Genomic DNA, 25,302 nt, shown 5'->3' with positions numbered 1-25,302 from the left:
ATTATTTCACTTGTCTACCTAGAAGGGAGCATATCAAATTTATAGGTGCGGCAGCCTTTTTCTGTTTTATATTCGGAACTATATAAAATACACAAATAAAAACAAAAAAAGTGTTTCATTTTAGTACTATTACCTTATGAATTATGGACGCTTTTTGTGATACATGCTATTTTAATCTCATCAAACAGACAAGGAGGTATGCAAAATGCCAGTAGTAAGAAATTATAATTATGAGGATTTACCCGCATGGACAGAATTGAAGATGTTCCGGAAAATCTGCTTTCATCAGGAAGAAAGTATTCAGGTGAATGAAGACTGTCCGTCATTAGCATTCACTGTACTCTGCGGGGCATGCGAGGTTAATGACAAAGGAAAGGTTACGGTGGTAAATCAATATGAGACCTACAAGACAACTTCAAAGGAATTTACGGTAAAGGGTATTTTTAAACCCCCTTTCTTCTTTATCAGGAATGTCGATATTCTTCTGATTGGCGGGGAATGGAAGGACGCGGATATTAATCTGTTCATGGTGAATAACAGTGATATACCGAAAAACGAGAGTGCACTTGGAGCCGGAACTCCGTGTTACTATTACCGGAATACCAATTTTGATAACCACTATCATGATTTTGATGAATTCTGGATCATCTGTGAAGGAAGCGGAGTTGTACAGGACAACGGAGATTTCTACGAGGTAAAAGAAGGGGATTGTGTAGCGACGGGAAATGGAAATCATCATGATTTCCCAATTGCCCATTCACTTGTAAAAGCATTAGCTATTGAAATTGCACCAGAGGGCGATGCAAGACATGGCCACTTATGGGAACCTATTCATGGAAAGGCATCGGGCAACCCGGATAAGGCTTAAAAATAGCATAGAGATAATATCACATAGTCGAAATTGGAAGGAGAAAATTTATGAAAATAAGGAAATTAACATCAATCTTTATGGCAGCAGCAATGGTAGTTATGTTAGCAGCCTGTGGAAAAACAGAAAGCGGGACTCCAAAAGACACATCACAGCAGACAGAGACGGACAAGACTAAGGATTCTGGTAAAGGCGGAAGGAAGATAGCGGTTCAGGTGGGAACTCTGGAACAGACATTCTATACCATGTGTGTAACCGGCATTAAAGAAGCCGCAAAAGAAGGGGACGAGGTTATCGTTTATTCTCCGGAATGGGATCAGGAAAAACAACTTTCCCAAGTTGAGGATATGATTACCAAAGGTGTGGATTGTGTACTCATGGCCCCGATGGACGCTGACGGCTGCCTGCCAAGTATGGACCTTCTGAAACAATCAGGAATCCCGCTTTTGACCTTTGACCGCCCTCTTAATGAAGAGGACTATGATCTGGCTGTAGCACAGTGCCTGATTAGCGATTATGATATCGGCTATAACGGCGGAAAAGCTCTCGCTGAGGGGCTGAAAGAAAAAAACGGGGAATACAAAGGGAAGGTTGTAACCTATTGCTATACAAGTACATTAGCGGGTGTGGACAGGCTGAAAGGTTTTGACGATGCAATTGCTGAATACCCGGATATCGAAAGGATCTACAACTGCGATGATGAGTGGGACTCCGAGACGGCAACCAGAGTTATCGAAAACGTAATGACATCAAATCCCGATATGAATGGCTTCTGGGGATGGAGCAGCCCTTCCACCACAGCATGTGCCCAGGTATGTAAGTCGGCAGGACGTGACGATATTGTGATCACAACAAATGAGTGCACGAAAGAAGTATATGACTATATTGAGGAAGGTGCAATGTATGCCGGGTTAGATATCAATCCGGTCGGACTTGGGAAAACGGCAATGAATACGATGTATGATGCTCTTGATGGAAAGGATGTCGAAGGGATTATATACAACGATGTCACCCTGATTACAGCTAAGAATCTGAATGAAGCAGTCACGCCTTCTTATGAGGAGTAATAACAGGCGGATGATAGGAGGGTTGTATATTGAGTGGAAAACCATTTTTGGAAATGAACCATATCAATAAATCATTTTATGGCGTCACCGTTTTAAAAGATGTCAGATTTGCATTAGAGAAGGGTGAGGTACATGCACTTCTGGGAGAAAATGGTGCGGGAAAATCCACACTGATGAAAATACTCTCAGGTATCTACCCGATGGATTCCGGAGAAATATTCCTGCAAGGGGAAAAGGTAAATATCCATTCCCCGGGAGCCGCAAGGGACTTACATATTAGTTTCATTCACCAGGAAATCTGCCTGGTGAATGAAATGACAATTGCAGAAAATATTTTCTTAGGAACGGAGAAAAAGAAGGGAAAATACTTTTTCGACAATACCGAAATGAACCAGAGGGCACAGCGGATTCTGGATGAGCTGGGACTTGGCCTGGATGCCACGACTAAAGTAAAATACTTAAGTATTGCCAAACAGCAGATGGTGGAGATTGCAAAATCCCTGCTATTTAATGCAGAGATTATCATCATGGATGAACCTACGGCCGCCCTTACTGATTCAGAGGTAGAAAGCCTGTTTGTGCAGATAGAAAAACTGAAAAAGAAACAGGTTTCTGTTATCTATATCTCCCATCGGCTGGAGGAGATTTACCGTATCTGTGACAAGGTAACTATATTGCGGGACAGCCAGTTTGTGGCAACCAGAAAAATTGGGGAGATTACACAGGATGAAATGATCTCTCTGATGGTGGGAAGACAGCTGGAGGAGTTATTTGAAAAAATTGAATTTCAGGTGGGAGCTCCGGTTCTGGAAATAAAGCACTTCAAAAACAAGTATTTAAAGGATGTTAGTTTCAGCTTAAAAAAGGGAGAAATTTTGGGATTCGCAGGTCTTGTGGGCGCGGGACGCACAGAGCTTGCACGGGCCATCTTTGGGATAGACCCGCTAAAAGAGGGGGAAATGCTTATCAAAGGAGAGAAAATATCGATTCATTGCCCTGCGGATGCCATAGACCACGGAATTGCTCTGGTTCCTGAGGACAGGAAAGTATCCGGTCTGGTTTTGAAAAAGAGTGTCTCCTATAATATTACACTTACTGTGTTAAAGCAGTTTATCCGTGGAATCCATATAGACCGGAAAAAAGAGCAGGAGATTATTGATGAATATGCCCACCGTCTGTCTATAAAGATGGCGGACACCAACCAACTGTGTGAATTCTTAAGCGGAGGCAACCAGCAAAAGGTAGTTGTTTCCAAGTGGCTGGCAACGCAGGCAGACATCATTATTTTTGATGAGCCTACAAGAGGAATTGATATTGGCGCAAAATCAGACATTTATTACCTGATCTCGGATCTGGTAAAACAGGGGATATCAGTCATATTGATTTCTTCGGAACTTCCGGAGGTATTGAATTTAAGCAGCAGGATTGCCGTGATGTATGAAGGCAGGCTGATGACAATCCTGAACAACTCCGCAGAAGCCGGATTAACGCAGAAGGAGGTTATGAAATATGCAACGGGCTATACGACAGAAAGGAAAGAATGAGGGAATGAAAAACAATTTAGGTAAAAAGCCTTCTATATTAAAGCAGCAGCGGGGGATTTTAATTGCGTTTGCGGTCATGTTTGTTTTCATGTGTGTGGTATCTGAAAATTTTTTTACCGTAATGAATTTTAATAATCTCTTAAAACAGATTGTAACGAATGGTCTGCTGGCGTTTGCCCTTACATACTGTCTGATTATCGGTGAGATTGATTTGTCAGTAGGTTCCATAATTGCATTTGCAGGAGTGTTTATGGTCAAGCTGTTACAGCTGGGGTTAGGCTTCCCGGCCGCTCTGCTTGTTACATTTCTGGCTGCAGTACTGATTGGATGTATTACCGGTGCATTGGTGGCCTGTACGAAAATACCGGCTTTCATCGTGACACTTGCGATGCAGAATATCATTCGCGGCGCCGCATACCTGATATCCGGAGGCATTCCTATAAAGGCAAAAAATGAGCTGTTTTACAGCTTTGGAAATGGAAAGATATTGGGAATCCCGAATACTGTCTGTGTCTTGATTCTGGTTATCATTATTTTCTCGATCCTGCTGCACCGGACTATATTCGGCCGCCATATGTACGCGATCGGGGGTAACCGCAGTGCAGCAGTATATGCAGGGATTCCGGTCCGCAGGGATGTTGTGATTGTTTATGTCCTTTCGGCGGCACTGGCGATTCTGGCAGGAATCATGTCTGCATCCAGAATCTATCAGGGACAGCCAACAGCCGGAGAAGGACTGGAATGTGATGCAATCGCCGCTGCGGTTTTAGGCGGGGTCAGCTTTAACGGTGGAGTCGGCAATGCATTTGGAGTCGTGATGGGTGCTCTGGTTCTCGGACTGATGAGCAATGGACTAAATCTGTTGGGAGTTTCTTATTACTGGCAGCTTCTCTTTAAGGGAATTCTGATTATAGTCGCGGTATTTGCAGATGTGCAGAAGAAGGATGTATAAGACAAATTCATTAGTCGGAATTGAAAAATGGAGGGAAACGGCTTGAAAACAATAATGGTAATAGGGACTCTGGATACAAAGGGAGAAGAGAACATTTTTCTGAAGCAGAGTCTTGAAACATATGGATATCAGACACTGTTAGTAGACATTGGTATTATGGAACAGCCGGATGTCACACCTGATATTTCAGCCCGGGAGGTGGCTTTAAGAGCAGGATATGAACTCGAAGAACTAAAAAATAGCGGGAAACCGTCCTGGTGCCTGGAGATCATGGGAAAGGGAGCCTCCCGAATTGTATCCTCACTTTTTGAAGAACACAGAATCGACGGTATTATTGGAATGGGCGGAGGTCAGGGGACTTTCATGATTTCAAAGGCAATGGCGTGCCTGCCTGTAGGCTTTCCAAAGGTTCTGATATCGACGATTGCGACGCTTGACGGAGACCAGATGCAGTTCTTCGGCATAAAGGATACGATGGTTTTAAATCCGTTGGTAGATATATCCGGAGTGAATTCTATTTTCAGAATGATTGTCGGGAAAGCAGTGGCAGCACTTGATGGAATGCTCCGTGCTGAAGCGCCTTTGAAAGCGGCCGAAAAAAAGGTTATTGCGGTCAGTATGTGGGGTGTTGTAACACCGTGCGGAAATCACATCAGGGAAAAGCTGGAACAGGCGGGGTTTGAAGTCTGGGTATTTCATACAACAGGTATCGGCGGAAAGATTATGGAGGACCTGATTGACCAGGGAAGCATTCAGGGGTTGGTGGACTTATCCCTTCCGGAACTTAGCAATCCGGTCTGTGAGGGATGTTACCCTGACGGGGCATACCGGTGTACGGCGGCCGGAAGGGCGGGAATTCCGCAGGTAGTCATCCCGGGAGGAGTCGATATGATAAGAGTTGTCCCGCCGAATCCTGTCCCGGAACGTTTTGCGGGCAGAAAGACTTACCTGCATAATGCAAATTTAAGATTTGTAAGAAGTAATGCAGAAGAAAACAAGAGAATCGCTGGTGATCTCTCGGAAAAATTAAATCAGTCAAATGGGAAAGTAACTGTAATCCTGCCACTTGGGGGATTATCCGCTGTAGACAAAAAAGGGGCCGCTTTATATGAGCCTGGTACAGATGAGGTACTGTTTCAGACATTAGAAAATAAATTATGTCCACAGATTCAGCTGATAAAATCGAAATATCACATCAATGATGCGGATTTTGCTGAACTGGCTGCGGATACGATATTGGAAATGCTGGCGTAAAATGAATAAGGAAAACCACAGAATATGTGGGAATGGAGGAGAATATGGAAAATAATCATTTAAGATCCAGAAGGATTGAAAGGACTGAAATTTTAAGAAGGTTTCGCGAAAACATGGAACAGGGGATTCCGATCATCGGTACTGGTGCAGGAACTGGAATCAGTGCAAAACTGGAAGAGCAGGGGGGCACTGACCTCATCATAATTTACAATTCAGGGAAATACCGTATGAGCGGAATTGGTTCAACAGCAGGACTCATGCCTTTGGGAGATGCTAATACTACTGTGATGGAACTGGCGCGGGAGGTGCTGCCTATCGTTGAACACACTCCTGTTATCGCAGGAGTCTTTGGGAATGATCCGTTTCGGTTCATGGAGCAGTTTTTACAGGAAGTAAAAAATATAGGTTTTTCCGGTATACAGAATTTTCCGACAATTGCCAATTTTGATGGAAGAATGCGCCGTGAATTTGAACAGACTGGTTTTAAATTTGACAATGAAGTGGAGATGATCCATATTGCACACGAGATGGATTTGTTTACCACGCCTTATGCCTGGGCAGTTGATGAAGCGGAAAAGATGACGAAAGCCGGTGCAGATGTGATCGTTGCCCATTGCGGATGCACCACCGGAGGCAGTGTGGGAATGGAATGGGCCATGTCTCTGAACGAGGCTGCCAAGTTTGTACAGGATGTCTGCGACGCGTCAAAAGCGATTAACAGCGAGGTAATCGTAATGTGCCACGGGGGGCCGATTGCGACGCCTGAAGATGCACAGTATATTTTACAGAACACGAAGGGTGTTGCAGGCTTTTACGGGGCATCCAGTGCAGAGCGGCTTCCGATAGAACCCGCGATTACGCAGCACATCAGAAGATTTAAAGACATCCGTTTCTAATGATTTCGCACAATGTATCAGGAGGAGGTATTATATGGAAACAACGAAACGATTGAAGGATAAGGTCATTATTATTACCGGAGCCGGTTCTGGGTTCGGGAGAACAGGAGCCGTCCGGTTAGCGCAGGAGGGGGCTAAAATAATTGCCGCCGACATTAATGAAGAAGGGACGAAAGAGACTGTCCGTATGGTAGAAGAGGCCGGAGGCAGCGCAATTGGTGTCAGGACGAATGTGGCAGATAAAAATGATGTGAAAAATATGGTTCAGGCAGCAGTAGATAAGTTCGGAAGACTCGATGGGATCTGGAACAATGCCGGAATCCAGGGAGAGACAGACTATGATATTTTCCACTGTCCGGAAGATATGATTGACCGTTATCTGGATATAGATGTCAAAGGGGTCTGGTATGGCTGTCACTTTGCAGCACCGGAGCTGGTTAAGACAAAGGGTGTGATTCTGAATACAGCATCTATTGTTGCATCGCTAGGCACGTTTGGATGCAGTACATATGGTCCGGCAAAAGGGGCTGTTCAGACATTGACCTACACGGTGGCGTGGGAACTGGGTATGCATGGAGTGAGATGCAACTGTATTTCCCCATATTGTGTAGCGACGCCAGGAACGATTGATCAGGGACCAGAACTGCTAGAACTGCAGAGCAGCGGAACCGTCTACCACCGGTTGGCTGAAGTAGATGAAGTGATTGGGGCCGCCTTGTTTCTGCTTTCGGATGCCTCTTCTGCGGTAACAGGATTTGACCTGAGGGTAGACCTTGGTGCGGCTGTCCGGACGATGCCCTGGGATATTGAAAAATTTAAGCAAAAAAATCCCTATGAGATTTAAAGTGGTATAAAACAGAAACCATGAACAGGAAAACAAGGAGGTAAGCATGAAAATTTTGAACGATAAAGTTATTATAATCACTGGTGCGGCTTCCGGATTCGGAAAGGCCGGAGCAATCAGGTTTGCTGAAGAAGGTGCAAAGGTGGTCATCACAGATATCAATGAGCAGGCCGGGGAACAAACTGTGGAGGAGATACACACTTTGGGCGGTGAGGCGGCTTTTGTTAAAGCGGATGTAAGCAAGGCAAGAGACTGCGAGGAGATGGTCGCATTTGCAGTCAGGACTTTTGGCAGACTGGATATGATCTGGAATAATGCAGGTATTCAGGGCGAGACCGCATATGATATTGCGCATTGCGAGGATGATATGATTGACCGGTATATGGATATAGACGTCAAAGGAGTCTGGTATGGCTGCCGTTTTGCCGCACCGGAACTGGTGAAAAATAAAGGAATTATCCTAAATACGGCATCTATTGTAGCAAGCCTTGGTACTTTGGGGTGCAGCACGTATGGGGCAAGTAAAGGGGCTGTCCGTAATCTTACCTACGTACTTGCCAATGAACTGGGAGTGTACGGAGTACGCTGTAACTGTATTTCTCCCTATTGTGTCGCTACACCGGGAACGATTAAACAGGGAGGTGATCTTCTCCGGATGCAGGAAAATGGCACCGCACTCGGGCGGCTGCCTACAGTAGATGAGGTTGTCAATGTGGCGCTGTGGTTATTCTCCCCGGAGGCCAGTGGAGTGACAGGACTGGATTTCCGTGTAGATATGGGAGCGGGGGTACGGACTATGCCGATGCTGGTAGATGAATTCAAAAACAATAACCGTTACGAATAGTGAAAGGATGGTAGGATGAAATGAAACCTTTGATTGGAATTACAATGGGAGAACCTGCAGGAATAGGAGCTGAGATTGCGTTGAAGGCACTTGGGCATCCAGAAATCTATGACACCTGTATCCCTGTTATTATTGGTGACACTGCAGCGCTTGAGGATGCCCGAAGATTTCTGAATTCAAAACTTATATTGAGAGAAATCGAGGACGCAAAAGAAGCAAAGGGAGAATTCGGAACTGTCGATTATGTAAATATGGGATTTTTGGATCATCAGGACTGGAAGTATAAAGTCTCGACAGCTTTAGGAGGAAAGGCTTCTTACGGGTACATAGAAAAAGCAGTCCGCTGGGCAATGCAGAATAAGATAGATGCGGTGGTAACCGGTCCGATTAGTAAAGAATCCATCAATATGGCTGGTTATCTATACTCAGGGCATACGGAAATTCTGGGAGCATTAACGAATACTGAAAAATTTGCCATGCTGCTGTGCAGCGATGAACTTCGTGTGATTCATGTGACAACCCATGTATCTATGAAGGATGCCTGTGACCTGATTACAGAGCAGCGTGTTTATGATGTAATCGGACTGGCAAAGGAAGGAATGCGCCTGCTGGGGTATCAGGACCCAAAGATTGGGGTCGCGGGATTTAATGCACACAGCTCTGAAAACGGTCTGTTTGGTGATCAGGAGGAAAAAGCAATTATTCCTGCTGTCGAACGTGCGAAAAAGGAAGGTGTTAATGTAGAAGGTCCGGTACCTCCGGATACAGTTTTTGTAAAGGCTCTGGCAGGGCAATACGACATTGTAGTGGCTATGTATCACGACCAGGGGCATATTCCGCTGAAACTTAATGGATTTAAACTTGATATGGAAACCAGAAAATATACGAGCATGAGCGGAATCAATTGTACGATCGGACTGCCGATTATCCGTACCTCCGTTGATCATGGCACCGCCTATGGGAAAGCCGGAGAAGGGCGTGCAAATGAGGAAAGTCTTGTGGAAGCAATAGAGGCGGCAATTCTTATGTCAAAAAACAGGAAGGCTTGATATGGCAGAGTGTCTGGTGATTGCAGATGATTTCACCGGTGCTTTGGACTGCGGTGTATTGTTTGCAGAAAAAGGATATATGACAAAAGTTGTTAGGGAATATCCTGTAAGTATAGAAACGATGAAAGAAGATACTCAGGTGTTGGTAGTAACAACCGAATCAAGGCACTTAAAAAAAGAAGAGGCCTATGAACGGGTATATCGGACGGCGGCAGATGGAAAAAAAGCAGGAATCAGGTATTTTTATAAAAAAACAGATTCTGCGCTTAGAGGGAACATCGGAAGTGAATTAACAGCTTTTGCAAAGGCATTAAATATTCGGGAATTATTATTTCAACCGGCTTACTTGGATCTGGGACGGACAACGAAAGAGGGAATTCAGTATATACAGGAAATCCCAGTTGCACAAAGTACTTTCGGAAAGGACCCGTTCGAACCAGTCCTCAGTTCGGAAATAGCTGAAATCATAGCTGAACAGTCGGATTCGTTCTGTATGTCTTATAAGGTGTGGAGAGAGAATCCAGAAAGAGTCACAACCCACCCCTGTATTGTGCTGCCGGACACAATTATAGAAGCGGATTATATAAATCCTGTTCGGGAATTGAATGAACAGAAAGAAATTAAGGTAGCGGCGGGGAGCGGAGGTTTGGTTCCGGCATTTTCAGAGTTATTTGGATGTGTTGGGGGGATGAAAGGAAAAGAGATTTCAGATGGGAGAATGCTGATTGTATCAGGAAGCCTTCATCCAATAGCTGTTGAACAGAGCAAAAGTTTGAAGACAGAGGGGGTTCCTGTCTGCTACATGACAAATACTAGTGACCGGTATATTGTTAAAGAGATTAGGGGATTCTGGGAAAAAAACAGGGCTGCTGTATTGGCGGCAGACCCGCAGGTATCTGTACCTGATTTTGAGTGTGGTATCGAACTGGAAGACAGAAGGAAAAAGACGGCAAAAAGGTTTGGCAAACTGACGGCTGATATTCTGGAAGGAATGGAAACATATATTCTTTTAGTGGTCGGAGGCGATACCTTGTATGAGGTATTAAAACATCTCGCTATCCATATTCTACAGCCGTTGTACCAGATAGAACCCGGCATTGTAGTATCTGTGGCAAAGGACAGTAAGGGAAAAACGATAAGTGTCATTTCAAAAGCCGGAGGCTTTGGTGATCCTGAAACCCTTACCAGAGTTTATAAAAAATTTATTTGAAGGAAAATATTTAACAAATCAGATAGGTTTGGTGATATGATTAATAGAGAAACGAAAGTAAAAGGAAAATAATTGTAGGTATTCGTGACTTGAAAAAGTTCTTAATAATATATGGATACTTGTTCGTTTTTAAATGGGAAAAGGATGGATTGCAGATGAATAATAATCTTTTAGAACGTCAATTTGATGAAATCCTGTCGATGTCAATTGCACAGCATCATCCAGAAGCAAGAAAAGGGAATCTCTTTCCTATCATCATGGATATGCGCTATGTTTATCCGCTGCCGGTATTCTATTCGTACTGTATGCAGCGAAAAGTCATTAATACCATTGATTTGAAAAAGAGAATTAATGATTTTTTTCCGTGTACTATTATTGGGGAAAAGGGAACATCCAGAAGTACGTTAGCTTATATACTATACCAGTATGCTAACAGGGAGAAAAGTGTACTTTCCTATCGGGTGGACTGTGCCATGTTAGACCGTCCTATTTTCGAAAAATTATTTTTATCATCCAAATCTCCGCTTTATGCGCAGGATTCTTTTTTATTTTTATTTGACCTGCCTAAACTACAGCCGGAAGTGCAGATCCTTCTATATGATTATCTGGCAGAGAGGAACTGCAAAGTTGTAGCTGCAGTGAATGAAAATAGTGGTAATTCTGATGAGAGCCCTGAATTATATGAGAAGCTTTTAGAGTGGATGGGGAAAAATGTTTTTAAAATGCCTCCTCTCAGGAATCATAAAGGCGATATTGAATTCCTGAGCAATATTCTTCTGAATTATTATAACGCAGATTATGGTAAAAGAATTTTCGGTTTTGAGGAAACTGCAATGGATGAATTGAAAAAATATCCCTGGCCGGGGAATATTACTCAGCTTTCACAGATAATATCCCTATTAGTAATGCAGACAAAAGACTTATACATCAGTGAATCAATGGTACGTTACCAACTGGGTGAAGAAAAAACAGTGGAGGATGCATTCTTCCTGAAAGTAGATACATCTATGCCCCTAAAGCAGATAGATAAAAGAATCATTGAATGCGTCTTGCAGCAGGAAAACTGGAATCAGTCGAAGGCAGCCAAACGCCTGAAAATCAGCCGTAGTACATTGTGGAGGATGCTGCAGGAGAACTGATACTTCAAAATGTTAGCTATTTCCACCCCCGGTTGCGCAAATATACAGCCTCCTATATAGAGTGCAACCGTTTTATCTGCTATGATGGTGACATCAACTAAAGGAGGCTATGAAATGAATTTTTCAGAAAAATTATTAGCACTGCGAAAAAGCAGGGATTTAACACAGGAGCAGCTGGCGGAAAAACTAGATGTGTCAAGACAGTCGATATCGAAATGGGAATCGGGTCAGGCGGTACCGGAATTGGAGAAGATTGTAGCTTTAAGCGGTCTGTTTGACGTTACAATCGATTATCTTCTGAAACCATCTGAAATAGATGAACTTTCCATAAAAACAGAGATGCTTGAAAAGCAGCAGGAACAGATGCTGGTGAGGGAAAGAAAACGCACAAAAATGATCCACTGTATCTTGTATGTAGTTGGAATTTACCTGATATTTTTTGCAGTATACTTCGTTGGACACTTTTATCTTGAGATATGGAATGGTTCAGTGATATTTGCTGAATTTCTTATTGCAACGGCAATTGCAATCTTCGTTACACTGAAATGCATGAAATCCCGGACATAGTTTCCGGGATTTTTTGTGATTGGGCGATACAGTTGTTAAGTGGAGGTCCATATGTTAAAATAAGCAGGTGAAATAACCGTACTATTTCGGCGCTGTTTGGAGGAGGAAATAAGGGATGAATTTTGATTACGAAAAGAATAAAGATAGTGATATGAACAAAGACCCCTTTAAGGAATATTTGAAAGAGTCTGAGCCTGATAAGCGCAGTAAAGGTTATGCATGGAGTACAGCGATCGGTTTGCAGGCGGTAGACGGATTAAAACCTTCAAAATATCTGATTGACACCGCTATTCAAAATATCGAAGGTAAAATCACGATAAAGGAAGCTCAAGATATTATTGACAGTTATTATGAGGAAAGACCGGAGGCTTCCGATGGTGAGCGTACTGAAGAAGCGGATAAGGTATCGGCACGAATTGCAGGGATACTGTCGGAAACAGCGTTTTCGTTTTCTCCAAATGAATATATATCAATCCACCGAAAAGTGTTTCAGGGTATATATAAGCACGCCGGAAAGATAAGAGATTATAATATTACAAAAAAAGAGTGGGTTTTAGATGGTGCGACTGTTATATACGGAAGTGCTTCAGAACTTCGTGCTACTCTTGAATATGATTTCTCGCAGGAAAAGAGCTTTAGTTATAAGGGACTTTCAATGAACGATATTATCCATCATTTTGCGGTATTTGTTTCAGGGTTGTGGCAAATCCATATCTTTGGAGAAGGCAACACAAGAACAACCGCAGTATTCTTTATTAAGTATTTACAATCACTTGGTTTTTCTGTGACTAATGATATGTTTGCGGAAAATGCATGGTATTTCAGAAATGCACTTGTTCGTGCTAATTATACGAACCTGCAAAAAGGGATTTACGAAACAACAGAGTATCTCGAGGTGTTTCTGAGAAATCTGCTTCTGAACGAAAAAAATGAATTGCATAATCGCAATCTGCACATAAGAGGGCTTATGAAATAAGGTAAAGGGAGAGGACATATTTTCAAAGGAATTGTTATATTCGGGGTGCCGGTTAATTGCGGCACCTCTTTTTCATTTAGTTTAAGCAATGACAACCACATCAGAAAAATGCTATAATTTGTTTTATAATGCCAAAGCAGTACGTGACGCATGAAAAAGAGGTGGGAAATATGATTCGCATTGCGGTTGTAGAAGATGAAAAAGAATATCAGGGCAGGCTGGATGCCTATATCAAACAATTCGAGCAGGAGAACGGCCAGTCTTTCCAGGTTACATTTTTTAAGGACGGGCTGGATATTGTTGATGATTACAAGCCGGTATGGGATATTATCCTGATGGATATTAAGATGAAACATATGGATGGGATGGAGGCGGCAGAAAAGATCCGCCGCAGTGACCCGGCCGTTATTCTTATTTTTATAACAACAATGGCGCAGTATGCGATCAAAGGCTACGAAGTCGATGCTCTGGATTTTGTGCTGAAACCGATTACCTACGCACAGTTTTCCATGAAGCTGAAGAAGGCGTTAGTACTGCTGAAAAAGAAGGAGGAGAAATATCTTCTGCTTCCGGTTGATGAGCGAAAAGAGCGCGTTTCTACAAATGATATTTTATTCATAGAGGTGAAGAACCATAATCTCCATATTGTATCGAGGAATAAGACATATGTTATGCGCTGCTCCATGCAGCAGATGGAGCGTGAACTTGCGGAGTGTCATTTTGTGCGGTGCAGCAATTCCTATCTGGTTAATCTGAAAAATGTGACAGGGGTCCGGAAGGAAACTGTCATGGCCGGGGAATATGAACTTCCCGTCAGCAGGCCCAAGAAGAAACAGTTCCTGAAAGCATTGTCGGATTATCTGGGAACCGGGTATCTGTAGAAGGAGAAAATCGTATGGAAAATCTGTCTTTCCCGATAGAATTATTTACGGCCCTGATTGTTTATGCAGTGCGTCTGGAGAAAAGGGAAAATTTCTTGAAAAAGTTTGTGTTTACAGTTTTACTGGAGTGCATGGTTATGGTGGCCCTGTTTGAATATCAAGATGGTATTTCAGTGTTTATGACAGCGGACACCGGAATGACCGTGACGGGTACCATGCTGGTCTGTGCTTTTGTCTTTTTCCTGATGGCAGTACTGGTGTGGATTCCGTTCAGGGTATCTTTGAAGGAAGCTGTGTACTGTGCAACCTGCGCGTATCTTACGGAGCATATCGCATACTGCCTGAGGCTTATCATAAAAGGCTTCACTGGTTTAGGCACAGGTCCTGGCACGCTTCTGCATCTGGCCGTCCATGCAGGTGTTTATGTGCTGTCCTATTATATTTTTGCGAGGAAGATGGCAAAGGAGAAGCATTATGCGACCAGCGCCGTGAAGTCTTTTGGGTTTATGACAATCGTATTGTTCCTTGTTCTGGGGATGAGTGTGGCAGCTTCGGTCAGGGACTTCGAAACGATACACGGTATTTACGCCCTGTTCTGCTGTATCTTTGTCCTCTACAGCCAGTTAAAACAGATGAGCCAGCTTAGTCTCCAGGAGGAGCTAAATGTGCAGAAACAGCTTTGGATGCGCCATAAGGCACAGTACGAGATGTCGAAGGAGACGATTGATATTATTAATCGCAAATGCCACGACCTGAAACATCAGGTGGCGGCGCTTAGGGGTATCGATAATCTGGAAAAGAGGTCTGATGCGATTGACTCAATCGAGGAGTCGGTGATGATTTATGATGCCATGCCCCAGACCGGCAATACGATTCTGGATACTGTTTTGACGGAAAAAAGCCTTGTCTGCAGTCAGGAGCAGATTAACCTGACCTGTATCGCGGACGGCGGGCTTCTGGATTTTATGGATGCCGTGGATCTGTATACACTCTTTGGGAATGCGCTCGACAACGCGATTGAAGGTGTCCGGAAACTTCCGGCAGACCAGCGGTGTATCAGCCTGCTTCTGCATAAAAAGGCGGGACTGATTTTTATTCAGTTTGAGAACCCGTATCAGGATGATATCAGGATGGAAAACGGAATTCCGAGAACATCCAAGCATGACAGGAATTATCATGGTTTCGGGATAAAAAGTATCATCCATACGGCTGAAAAGTATGGGGGATTTGTGACAATAGAGACGGAATATAAAATCTTTCTTCTGCGCCTTACGATACCGGCTGTGCAAGTTACGACGCAAAAAAGGCAGACTGGGACAGACGGGAACGAATAAGGTATTTCTTGTGATATACTCCGATAAAAGCCGGTGTGGCAGGCACACTCCGGTGGGATGAAACAGGTTTAAAGGAGGAAATCATGAAGAGGAAAGAGAAAAAGGAAGGAAAAATGTTTGGCAAGGTAATCCGCACGATTATTTCAGGCGTCCTTGCCATTGTACTGGTTGTGCTGATGGTGGCGGCCAATACCGTGCTTGCGTCAAACGACAGGATGGTAAACTGCATTCTGGGTGATGTAGACAAGACAATCGATAACTCGAAAGCGGAAACAGAAGGTCTGGACTTAAACTACAACAAGGCAGACTATACAGAAGACGAGATCGGCGATGCGGAGGCAGACCTGTCCGGGCGGATTTCTCAGGAGGGGATTGTCCTTCTGAAAAACGAAGAGAATATGCTGCCGTTGTCGGAAGACTCTACATTCAGTTTCTTTAGTGCGAACACGGCAAAACTGACCGTAGGCGGCGGTATGCTGGGAGGCGGAACTGGCCTCAGGGATGTATATGAGGAAAAGGGAGCGAAAATCAACGATACACTCTGGCAGTTCTATGCCGAGGGGGCCGGAAAGGATTACGGACTTGCAAGTGGTTCCATCAGTTTTGGTGACGCCGAGGATTTCCGGATCAACGAGTGTCCTTTGTCAGAGTTTTCGAAGGAAGCACTGGACAGTGTAAAAGATACGGTTCCGGTTTATGTTCTGAAAAGGGTGGCAGGCGAGGGCCGCGATATGCCCCGTTCCATGTATAACCATGCAGACAGTCAGGAAGATAAAGAGAGAAGCTATCTAGAGCCGGATTCTGCGGAAAGAGAAATCCTGCAGTATTTGAATGACAATTATGACAACACCGTCCTTGTCGTGAACTCAAATGCGGCACTGGAACTGGACTGGCTGGCTGATTACCCGAATATTCACTCTGTCATCTATGCCCCGGGCAGTATGGATTCGGTCACAGACGTCCTGACAGGGAAAGCCAATCCTTCCGGACGTACTGTGGATACATTTGCGGCAGATGCACTGGCATCACCGGCAGCACAGAATTTCGGGGATTATGCGTATTACAATGAAGACGGAACGGTCACAAAATATAATTATGTCAGCTATGTAGAGGGCATTTATGTAGGCTATAAATATTATGAGACGAGATACGAAGACACCGTGCTTGGTCAGGGGAATGCAGGAGAGTTTGACTATGCATCGGAAGTCTGCTATCCTTTCGGCTACGGATTATCCTACACAGAATTCCAGTGGGAGAACTTCAAAACGGCATGGGACAAAGACACGTGCACAGTCACGGTTGATGTAAAGAATACGGGAGACGTTTCCGGCAAAGATGTGGTAGAAATCTATGCCCAGAGCCCATACACGGAATATGATAAGGCCAATGGTGTGGAAAAAGCATCGGTACAGCTTGCCGGCTATGCTAAGACCGAGGAACTTGCACCCGGCGAAGCACAGACGGTAACTGTCACATTTAAGGAAGAACAATTAAAAGCATATGACTATAAGACTGCAAAAACTTACATTTTAGATGCCGGGGATTATTATATTACGGCTGGCCGAAATGCCCATGATGCAGTCAATAATATTCTTGCAGCAAAAGGAAATGCTGATGTACAGAAAATGACAGCGCAGGGAAATGCGGGAATGACAGATGTTTACGTTCCTGAAAATCCGGATGTAGATACAGTTACCTATGCAAAGGATTCCTACAGTGGTCAGGAAATCAGCAATCTGTTTGATGAGGCGGCAGGCGATGTGACATATCTTTCCAGAAATGACTGGCAGGGAACATGGCCGGAGCATGACGGCAAGGCGATGGACCAGGTCAGCACGTGGGGAAATGAAATCAACGGGACAGATAAAGAAGGCAATCCGGCTTCGTTTGTCTACGGGAAGACGGTTAGCAGTGAACTGCTCGCTAAGATCGACTCCTTTGACTCCTTAAGCCCTGTGGATCCTAAGAGTTTTGACGATGAAATCGTGTATGGAAAAGACAATGGGTTATCACTGATCGATATGCGTGGTCTGGACTTCGATGATGCTCTCTGGGAGGATCTTTTAGACCAGCTGACGGCAGAGGATTACTTTACAATGATTGCACAGTCCGGTTACGGGACAGATTTTCTGGAATCCGTCAACAAACCGTTCTGTGTTGATGCAGACACCGCGTCAGGACTGATTTACGGAGGTACCGGGGCAATGTTCCCGAATATGATGACACTGGCACAGACATGGAATCAGGACCTTGCACTGGAATACGGGACAATGATCGGGAATGAAGCACTGATTGGCGGCGCTGACGGATGGTACGCCCCGTCCATGAACATCCACCGCACACCGTTTTCCGGCAGAAACGGGGAGTATTACTCTGAGGACGCCTTCCTTTCAGGAACAGTTGCTTCACAGGAAGTATATGGGGCCGCATCCAAGGGCATGTATACATATATCAAACATTTCGCATTTAACGATCAGGAAAACCACCGCGGTGACAGAGAGGGGCAGTTTGCAGTCTGCACCTGGCTGAACGAACAGGCAGCAAGGGAGATTTACCTGACTCCATTTGAAATGTGTATGAAGAACGGCGACGTGGAGTTGAACTACGTCCGGAAAAATGACGACGGGACATACGAAAACGCAACCCGGGAAATCCGTGCCTGCCAGGCGGTCATGACAGCATTTAACCGTGTGGGATATACATGGACCGGCGCGTCCTACCCGCTGATCACAGGAATCTTAAGAGACGAATGGGCATTCAATGGATTTGTCCTGACAGATAACGCAAACACAGGCGTATTCATGGATGGATACCAGATGATCGAATCCGGGGCAGACGGAAAGCTGACCTATGCAAAAGAATCCGCCCGGTTCGACTTCGATGAAAACGACCCGGCTGTATACCACTATGGAAGAGAAGCCATGCACCGCATGCTCTATACTATCGCTAACTCCAAAGCAATGAACGGTGCAATGCCGGGAAGTGTATTTAAAGATACGATTACACTGGTGGATAAAGTGAGACTGGCAATTAACATCATCTGCCCGCTGCTGATCCTTGGCATGGCTGTGCTGACTGTACGCAGATTCAGGAAGAAAAAGGCGAAAGTGAATGTTGAGTCAACAAGTGGACATGAAGAATCTTAAAACGAGTTATGACCAATAAGATTTAACAGATACAGGAAAGCGAAAGGGAGCTGCTGTACCGGCTGATGAATGACATCAGCGGTGTAGCAGCTCCCTTCAGCTTTTTCATGCTTTTTAAGGATGTTTTCCTGATGATAAAAGGGATGACTTACGTGTGGCGTAATGGTATAATGCTAACTGTGAGCGGACAAGAAAATAAAGAAGATAAAATAAAGTATATTAAGAAGCAGAAAGGATATGACAAATGAAGAAAAAAATATTAATAATCTCAGCCATTATGTTGGCTGCATTCTCACTTGCCGGCTGTCAGTCAAAGACAGAACAGGAACCAGAAGAGCAGGCACAGCAGAGTCGGGAAGACCAGAGCAATGCAGACCTCCTGTCAGGAAAGCATCATGCAGAGATAACCGTGAAGGATTACGGCACAATAAAGGTAGAATTAGATGCAGATACAGCCCCGGTCACAGTGACGAACTTTGTAGATCTGGCGAATGACGGATTTTATGACGGCCTTACATTTCACAGGATCATTTCCGGTTTCATGATTCAGGGAGGAGACCCACAGGGAAATGGGACAGGGGGTTCCGGTAAGACAATAAAGGGTGAATTTTCGTCGAATGGTGTGGAAAATCCTATCTCACATAAACGCGGAGTCATCTCGATGGCCCGGTCCCGGGACTATGACAGTGCCAGTTCCCAGTTCTTTATCATGCATGAAGACACAGACTCATTAGACGGAGAGTACGCGGCATTCGGGCATGTGACAGAAGGCATGGAGATCGTGGATAAAATTTGTGAAGATACAAAAGTAGAGGATGGCAACGGCACCGTTGCGGCAGAAAACCAGCCGGTAATTGAGACGGTGAAGATTACAGATTAAGTTTTTATAATGATACAAATATAAAATCAACAAAAATGAGCGTTTAAAGTATGACAGAGTGTCTTTAAAGATATGATGGATTCTTAAACGCCTTTTTTTATCTAAAATAAGATTGACGCATCCGGGTTTAATGTGTTAAACTCACAATAAAGGTTGAATAAATTAAACCCACAAGGAGGATGAACCAATGGATACACCGAAAGTTTTTGAAAGCGAATACCGTTTCTGCCTGATTCTGTGGGAGAATGAACCTGTTGGGAGCACACAGCTTGTTAAGCTCTGTAAAGAAAAGCTGGGCTGGTCCAAGGCAACAACCTATACAGTCATCCGCCGTCTTTCGGAACGCGGCGTTTTGAAGAATGAAAATGCCGTTGTAACATCTCTCATTTCAAAAGACGAGGTGCAGGCAGCGGAAATTGATGAACTATTGGAGAAAACCTTTGAAGGCTCACTTCCCGCATTTGTTTCGGCATTTACAAAACACAAAAAGCTGTCATCAGAACAGATAGAGGAAATCCGCCGAATGATTGATTCTTATGAGGAGGAATAAGCATGGAGGCAGTTTTTTTAAAACTTCTGAACATGAGTATTGCAGGCAGCTGGATGATTTTTGCAGTGATACTTTTACGTTTCCCGTTAAAGAAAGCGCCAAGGTGGGTTACCTGTGTACTCTGGGGCTTAGTTGGCATCAGGCTTATTTTTCCGTTTTCAATTGAGAGCATTCTCAGTCTGATTCCAAGTGCCCAGACGATACCGGAGAATTTTGTTCATATGGAACAGCCGGCAATCAGCAGCGGGATAGATGTAGTTAACCAGATTATGAACCCGGTCCTGTCACGGCAGTTTGCACCCGATCCTGCATCCAGTGCAGACCCACTGCAGATTATTACATATATCGTGTCTGTCATCTGGCTGATCGGGATGGCACTCATGTTGTTATATATGGTTTGCAGTTTTTTTATACTAAAGGCCAGAATGAGGACGGCCGTGCGGGTGCGCGGAAATATATGGCAGAGTGAGCGCGTCAGGTCTCCTTTCGTATTGGGGATGATCCGTCCCCGGATTTACCTGCCCTTCCACATGAGTTCTGCAAAGATGAAATATGTGATAGCACATGAGAAGGCCCATATACGCCGGCATGATCACTGGACAAAACCGATAGGATTTTTAGTCTTAACAGTGTATTGGTTTAATCCGGCCATATGGGCGGCATATATCCTGCTATGCCGTGATATTGAGGTAGCCTGTGATGAGAGTGCGGTCAGAAATATGGGGGTGGACGAAAGGAAATCCTATTCTATGACGCTGCTTTCTTTTGGAAGCGGGCATCATACACCGGCAATTTGTCCGCTGGCATTTGGCGAAGGAAACATCAGACAGAGAGTTAAAAATGTTCTGAATTATAAAAAACCAGTATTGTGGATGCTGATTGCAGCAGTAATTGTATGCACGGCTGTGGCAGTATGTTTCATGACAAATCCAAAAGAAAAGATTCAGAAAGTGGATGCACTGGAAGTAGCTGTTAAAGAAGCAATACTTGAGTATTGGAAAGACGACAGAGAAGAAGTTGATTTTCAATGTGAAAGCCATGTGACTCTGGCTGAGCTGTCAGGGGAACGTACGAACGACAAGACAGGAAAGACGATTGAAACAAAAGAGGTTTATGCAATGGTATGTGAACAGTCGGTCAGCTATGACGAGGAGCCATTCACACTTGTGGGTGCAAGTTCCATGCCGGCAGTACTGAGCTTTGACGTGGCTTCAGATGGTTCTTACAAGCTCACAGATTATTGGGTGCCTCAGGACGGAGATTATAATGAATCCAGCATCAGGGAACGTTTTGCGGCCCTTCCTCCGGAGGTGGCAGAGGAGGCACTGGATACGCAGAAGTATGCGGTTTCACAGATACAGGACTGCTATATGCAGATTGTAGAGCATGGCGGTGTGGACACGGACCGGGTTATAGAAAAGTTATTCGATGTGATTATGGCGTCACCAGATGAAACGTTGAGTCCACAAGATATCATACAGGCACATCCGGTAGAATATCGTGAGCTTATTTTCTATAACGATTACACCGTGCAGTATATACGTTCAAAAATCAAGGAAGACAAGGTTTCAGGAACAGAAGCGGAAGTCATGCGGCGTATCTTGGCGGAACTGACCGGGGAATAGACGAAAATGTAATGCTAGTACTGTTTTTATATTTCATAAGATTTAGGTTAAACAGGCATATCTCACAGGAGGTATGCCTGTTTGACTTTCCGGAAAAGGAATGAATTGCAGGTTATGTCCTCCAAGATGACAATCCGTGAACAACCTATTGTCAAATTGTTAAATTTATTTAAAATAAAAGCATAAGTTTTGTGCAAAGTAATTACTGCAATCTTATGCCAAAAGGATATATCAGCGCTGATATAGGAAAAAGGAAAATTAGGGAGGACAACATTTATGAAACGCAGCAGATTGTGGACCGGTCTTGCATCGGCCACCTCGTTCTTTCTGGTAGTGTCAACTCTGGGAATGAACTGTATGATGGGCTATCAGGGAACGATTAACCAGGCACTCGGGATTTCTACCAGCAAGGTTGTAAATGAAAGCGATTCAGAAACAGAGAATACGACATATTTTGAGAGTGAATATGGAGAGCTAAACGCGGAAAACCTTCAGAAATTAATCGCGGATACATATGACGAAAGCGTAATGGAGCAGGAGGAGGGAAGCGTCCTTTTGAAAAATGAAAACAATGCACTCCCGCTTTCGGCAGAGGAAACGAGGATCACCCTGTTCGGCCATGCAGTGGCACAGCCGCTCTACAAGTCAAATTCGGCCGGATCAAGTGGGTATGAGGGAGAATACTGTATCGACTTGTACACAGCAATGACAGATGCAGGCTTTGCAGTAAATGACACGCTGTTTGATGCTTACCAAAGCAGCAGCACATCTCGTTCAAGCGGGGTAGCAAGCTTCGGACAGGAAGAGACGGAATGGGCGCTTGGAGAGGAAGACAGTTCCTTCTATACAAAGGAGCTTCAGGAATCATGGCAGGATGACTATAATGATGTAGCAATTGTTATGCTCTCCAGAGAAGGCGGTGAAGGTGCGGAGGTTCAGACAGAAGATCCCACAGGAATCAGCCAGCTTGCCCTTCATCAGGAGGAGAAAGACCTTCTCCAGATGATTAAAGACTCTGGCAAATTTAAAAAGACCATTGTTCTGGTTAACAGCGGCAATGCGATGGAGCTCAACTGGCTGGACGAGTACAATGTAGATGCATGCCTCTGGATTGGCCTTCCAGGGCAGAGGGGATTCGAAGGTGTCGCCAACATACTGACCGGAGCGGCGAATCCGTCAGGACACCTTACCGACACGTATGCAGTCAATTCACTTTCAGCTCCGGCAGTGGTCAATGGGAGCTTTAACAACCAGAATTGGACAAATCTGGACTATGTACTGCAAAATACGGAAGATGCTGAAGAAAATCTTGCATGGTACAGTGTGCAGGCAGAGGGAATCTATGTGGGATATAAATATTATGAAACCCGCTATGAGGATACCATTTTGGGACAAGGGAATGCTGCTTCTGCAAAAGGTTCCACTACAGGAAAAAACTGGAACTACAATGAAGAGGTTCAATATCCGTTTGGCTATGGACTGTCCTACACTTCCTTTGAACAAAAACTGGACGGTGTGGAGATAGACGGGGACGACATTAAGGTTGCCGTGACAGTTACAAATACGGGCAATACTGCCGGAAAATCCGTTGTCCAGGTTTATGCACAGACTCCATACGGGGATTATGAAAAGACGAATAAAGTAGAAAAATCTGCGGTTCAGCTACTGGATTTCGGAAAAACAGATGTACTGGAACCGGGAGCATCCCAGACGGTGACGATTGACTGCGATAAATACCTTCTGGCGAGCTACGATTATGTAAATGCCAAAAGATATATCATAAGCGAGGGCGCTCATTACATTTCCATCGGTGATGATTCCCACGATGCATTAAATAACATACTTGCAGCCAAAGGGGCATCCGGCATGGTTGCGGTTACTGGAAGTGCAGCGGAAGGAAATGCAGATAAGGCTTATAAGTGGGATGAAACATTTGATGACACATCCTACCGGAATTCTGAATATACAGGCGAAGAGGTCACGAACCAGTTTGCGGACTGTGATATCAACTACTGGCAGGAGAATGCAGTCACCTATTTATCCAGAAATGACTGGGATGCGACTTACCCGGTGAGTGCAACGAAGATCGAAGCAACGGATGAGATGATAGAGGTGCTGAACGGGATTTACTATGAAAAACCGGAAGACGCCCTGTCAATCAGTGATTATACATTGGGCGATAATCAGAATATCCCGCTTGCAACTCTGATTGGAAAAGACTATGATGACGAGGCTTGGGAGACATATCTGAACCAGTTTACACTGGAGGAACTGTCAGTCCTGACGGCCGATAACTTCGGGACAGCAGAAATCGCAAGCGTTGGAAAACCGGCAGTTGTTGTCGGTGACGGACCGGACGGTGCGGGCGGAAAGTTTGATGAAAAAGAATACGGCGACGGCAGAGATGACTGCTGCTTCCCGTGTGAAAACATTCTGGCTGCAACATTTAACAAAGATTTATTAGAGCGAAGAGGGGAACTGATGGCAGAAGAGGCAATGTATCTGGGCATGGCTGAAATATGGATGCCGGGTACGAACCTCCACAGGACTCCATTCGGCGGACGTAATTTCGAGTATTATTCAGAAGATGCGGTCATGACTTATCTTTGTTCCGTGCAGGAAGTACAGGCAATGGAATCAAAGGGAGTGCATTCCGGAGAAAAACACCTGACAGGCAATGACCAGGAGAACAACCGTCAGGGAATCAGCGTGTTCTTTAACGAGCAGGCATTCAGAGAAGGTTCCTTAAGAGGCAGTGAAGGGGCATTAACAGAAGGCGGCGGTCAGGCAGTTATGCATGCATTTAACCGTCTCGGTATGAAATGGTGTTCTGCAAGTATGGCACTCTGTACACAAGTTTTAGGTAATGAGTGGGGCTTTAACGGACAGCAGGAAACAGATGCGGTCGCTACGGCTGAGGGGTACAAGGCTCATTTTGCAACCACTCTGGCAGCAGGAACGAATACATACTGTCTCGATTTCAGCGGCGCAAGTTCAAAAGCACTTGTGAAAGAGATCAAGGCAAATGATGACGGATACCTCCTCGGAAAACTCAGGGATTCCGCACACAATTATTTATATATTATCGCAAACAGTGCTGTCATGAACGGCTACAGCACAGACTCAAAAGTCGTATCCATCACACCTTGGTGGCAGCCGGCAATGTATGCGGCAATCGCAGTATTTGCCGTTCTTGAGATTCTATTTCTTGCGGTATTGATTCGAAGCAGACGAAAAGCAGCTATTAAGGTTGAGGAGGTGCAGAAATAATGAAAGAGAAATTACAGACAAAATCAGCTGGATTTTACTTTGTGGTCCTTGCCGTAATCGCGGCGGTTGTCTCTGTGATCCGCTTTATGATGTGGGCTCCTAAGCACAACAGTATGGACGGCGTAATTATTGCGGCACTTGCAGCGGGTATCATTCTGGATATTGTGCTGATGGTGAAAGATAATGACTATGTAATGGTTCTCTCCACGATCTGTTACAGTGTGGCAGCAGTAAAGATACTCACGGATTCCGTAGGGTCCTTCGTAGATGCGTTTCAGGGGATCAACATGTTTGGAGATGCAAGTCAGGTAAACACGATTATTTCCATCGCGGTTGTCATGGGAATCAGCGTGCTGCTCTCTATCATAGCCAGCTTTCTAAAAAGAGTGAAGGAATAGGTGGGATA

General features: G+C 44.6%; 22 protein-coding genes. All 22 read left to right on the top strand.

All coding sequences use genetic code 11. The annotated features are described in order from the left end of the window. Positions 1–205: 205 nt before the first annotated feature. The 22 genes from DWX43_RS12655 to DWX43_RS12550 all read left to right on the top strand — a co-directional run bounded on the left by DWX43_RS12655 (position 206) and on the right by DWX43_RS12550 (position 25,294). Positions 206–868 (top strand): cupin domain-containing protein, encoded by a 663-nt coding sequence (locus tag DWX43_RS12655; RefSeq protein WP_118620521.1) that lies wholly within the window; start codon positions 206–208, stop codon positions 866–868. Between the two features lie 50 nt (positions 869–918). Continuing rightward, on the top strand, positions 919–1,935 hold the full coding sequence (locus tag DWX43_RS12650; protein WP_118620520.1) for a sugar ABC transporter substrate-binding protein: 1,017 nt from the start codon (positions 919–921) through the stop codon (positions 1,933–1,935). A 29-nt stretch (positions 1,936–1,964) separates the two neighbouring features. Next, positions 1,965–3,479 (top strand): sugar ABC transporter ATP-binding protein, encoded by a 1,515-nt coding sequence (locus DWX43_RS12645; RefSeq protein ID WP_243099307.1) that lies wholly within the window; start codon positions 1,965–1,967, stop codon positions 3,477–3,479. Further along, a complete protein-coding gene (locus DWX43_RS12640) occupies positions 3,445–4,431 on the top strand; it encodes an ABC transporter permease (protein WP_118620519.1) in 987 nt (328 codons plus the stop codon). Before DWX43_RS12645 ends, DWX43_RS12640 begins: the two co-directional genes overlap by 35 nt. Positions 4,432–4,473: 42 nt before the next feature. Further along, on the top strand, positions 4,474–5,685 hold the full coding sequence (locus DWX43_RS12635) for a Tm-1-like ATP-binding domain-containing protein (protein ID WP_182440686.1): 1,212 nt from the start codon (positions 4,474–4,476) through the stop codon (positions 5,683–5,685). Positions 5,686–5,729: 44 nt separating this feature from the next. Beyond that, complete coding sequence (locus DWX43_RS12630; RefSeq protein WP_118620517.1) at positions 5,730–6,581, top strand: phosphoenolpyruvate hydrolase family protein; 852 nt, start codon at positions 5,730–5,732, stop codon at positions 6,579–6,581. Positions 6,582–6,615: 34 nt separating this feature from the next. Continuing rightward, positions 6,616–7,425, top strand: coding sequence for an SDR family oxidoreductase (locus DWX43_RS12625; protein WP_118620516.1), 810 nt, complete (start codon positions 6,616–6,618; stop codon positions 7,423–7,425). A 46-nt stretch (positions 7,426–7,471) separates the two neighbouring features. Then, positions 7,472–8,269: an SDR family oxidoreductase gene (locus DWX43_RS12620; protein ID WP_118620515.1), complete on the top strand. Its 798-nt coding sequence runs from the start codon at positions 7,472–7,474 to the stop codon at positions 8,267–8,269. Positions 8,270–8,289: 20 nt separating this feature from the next. Beyond that, positions 8,290–9,318 (top strand): 4-hydroxythreonine-4-phosphate dehydrogenase PdxA, encoded by a 1,029-nt coding sequence (gene pdxA, locus DWX43_RS12615; RefSeq protein ID WP_118620514.1) that lies wholly within the window; start codon positions 8,290–8,292, stop codon positions 9,316–9,318. Between the two features lies 1 nt (position 9,319). Next, positions 9,320–10,528, top strand: a complete 1,209-nt coding sequence (locus tag DWX43_RS12610) for a four-carbon acid sugar kinase family protein (RefSeq protein WP_118620513.1) — start codon at positions 9,320–9,322, stop codon at positions 10,526–10,528. A 155-nt stretch (positions 10,529–10,683) separates the two neighbouring features. Beyond that, positions 10,684–11,667 (top strand): helix-turn-helix domain-containing protein, encoded by a 984-nt coding sequence (locus tag DWX43_RS12605; RefSeq protein WP_118620512.1) that lies wholly within the window; start codon positions 10,684–10,686, stop codon positions 11,665–11,667. 114 nt (positions 11,668–11,781) lie between these two features. Further along, entirely contained in the window at positions 11,782–12,234 is a 453-nt protein-coding gene (locus DWX43_RS12600; RefSeq protein WP_118620511.1) for a helix-turn-helix transcriptional regulator, read from the top strand. A 115-nt stretch (positions 12,235–12,349) separates the two neighbouring features. Further along, positions 12,350–13,210: a Fic family protein gene (locus DWX43_RS12595; RefSeq protein ID WP_330582249.1), complete on the top strand. Its 861-nt coding sequence runs from the start codon at positions 12,350–12,352 to the stop codon at positions 13,208–13,210. 170 nt (positions 13,211–13,380) lie between these two features. Next, positions 13,381–14,091: a LytTR family DNA-binding domain-containing protein gene (locus DWX43_RS12590; RefSeq protein WP_118620510.1), complete on the top strand. Its 711-nt coding sequence runs from the start codon at positions 13,381–13,383 to the stop codon at positions 14,089–14,091. 14 nt (positions 14,092–14,105) lie between these two features. Continuing rightward, complete coding sequence (locus DWX43_RS12585) at positions 14,106–15,425, top strand: ATP-binding protein (RefSeq protein WP_118620509.1); 1,320 nt, start codon at positions 14,106–14,108, stop codon at positions 15,423–15,425. Positions 15,426–15,508: 83 nt separating this feature from the next. Next, positions 15,509–18,571, top strand: a complete 3,063-nt coding sequence (locus DWX43_RS12580; RefSeq protein WP_118620508.1) for a glycoside hydrolase family 3 N-terminal domain-containing protein — start codon at positions 15,509–15,511, stop codon at positions 18,569–18,571. 65 nt (positions 18,572–18,636) lie between these two features. After that, positions 18,637–18,819: a hypothetical protein gene (locus tag DWX43_RS12575; RefSeq protein ID WP_118620507.1), complete on the top strand. Its 183-nt coding sequence runs from the start codon at positions 18,637–18,639 to the stop codon at positions 18,817–18,819. Further along, a complete protein-coding gene (locus DWX43_RS12570) occupies positions 18,816–19,451 on the top strand; it encodes a peptidylprolyl isomerase (protein ID WP_118620506.1) in 636 nt (211 codons plus the stop codon). The genes DWX43_RS12575 and DWX43_RS12570 overlap by 4 nt, the downstream gene beginning before the upstream one ends. 187 nt (positions 19,452–19,638) lie before the next feature. Next, positions 19,639–20,001: a BlaI/MecI/CopY family transcriptional regulator gene (locus tag DWX43_RS12565; protein ID WP_118620505.1), complete on the top strand. Its 363-nt coding sequence runs from the start codon at positions 19,639–19,641 to the stop codon at positions 19,999–20,001. A gap of 2 nt (positions 20,002–20,003) precedes the next feature. Next, positions 20,004–21,626, top strand: a complete 1,623-nt coding sequence (locus DWX43_RS12560) for a M56 family metallopeptidase (protein WP_118620504.1) — start codon at positions 20,004–20,006, stop codon at positions 21,624–21,626. A gap of 276 nt (positions 21,627–21,902) precedes the next feature. Further along, complete coding sequence (locus DWX43_RS12555) at positions 21,903–24,896, top strand: glycoside hydrolase family 3 C-terminal domain-containing protein (RefSeq protein WP_118620503.1); 2,994 nt, start codon at positions 21,903–21,905, stop codon at positions 24,894–24,896. After that, on the top strand, positions 24,896–25,294 hold the full coding sequence (locus DWX43_RS12550) for a hypothetical protein (protein ID WP_118620502.1): 399 nt from the start codon (positions 24,896–24,898) through the stop codon (positions 25,292–25,294). The genes DWX43_RS12555 and DWX43_RS12550 overlap by 1 nt, the downstream gene beginning before the upstream one ends. Positions 25,295–25,302 lie beyond the last annotated feature (8 nt).

Origin of the sequence: Clostridium sp. AF19-22AC, assembly GCF_003479085.1 — a bacterium.
GTDB lineage: Bacteria > Bacillota > Clostridia > Lachnospirales > Lachnospiraceae > Faecalicatena_A > Faecalicatena_A orotica.
This window is presented reverse-complemented; position numbering and strand designations above follow the sequence as displayed.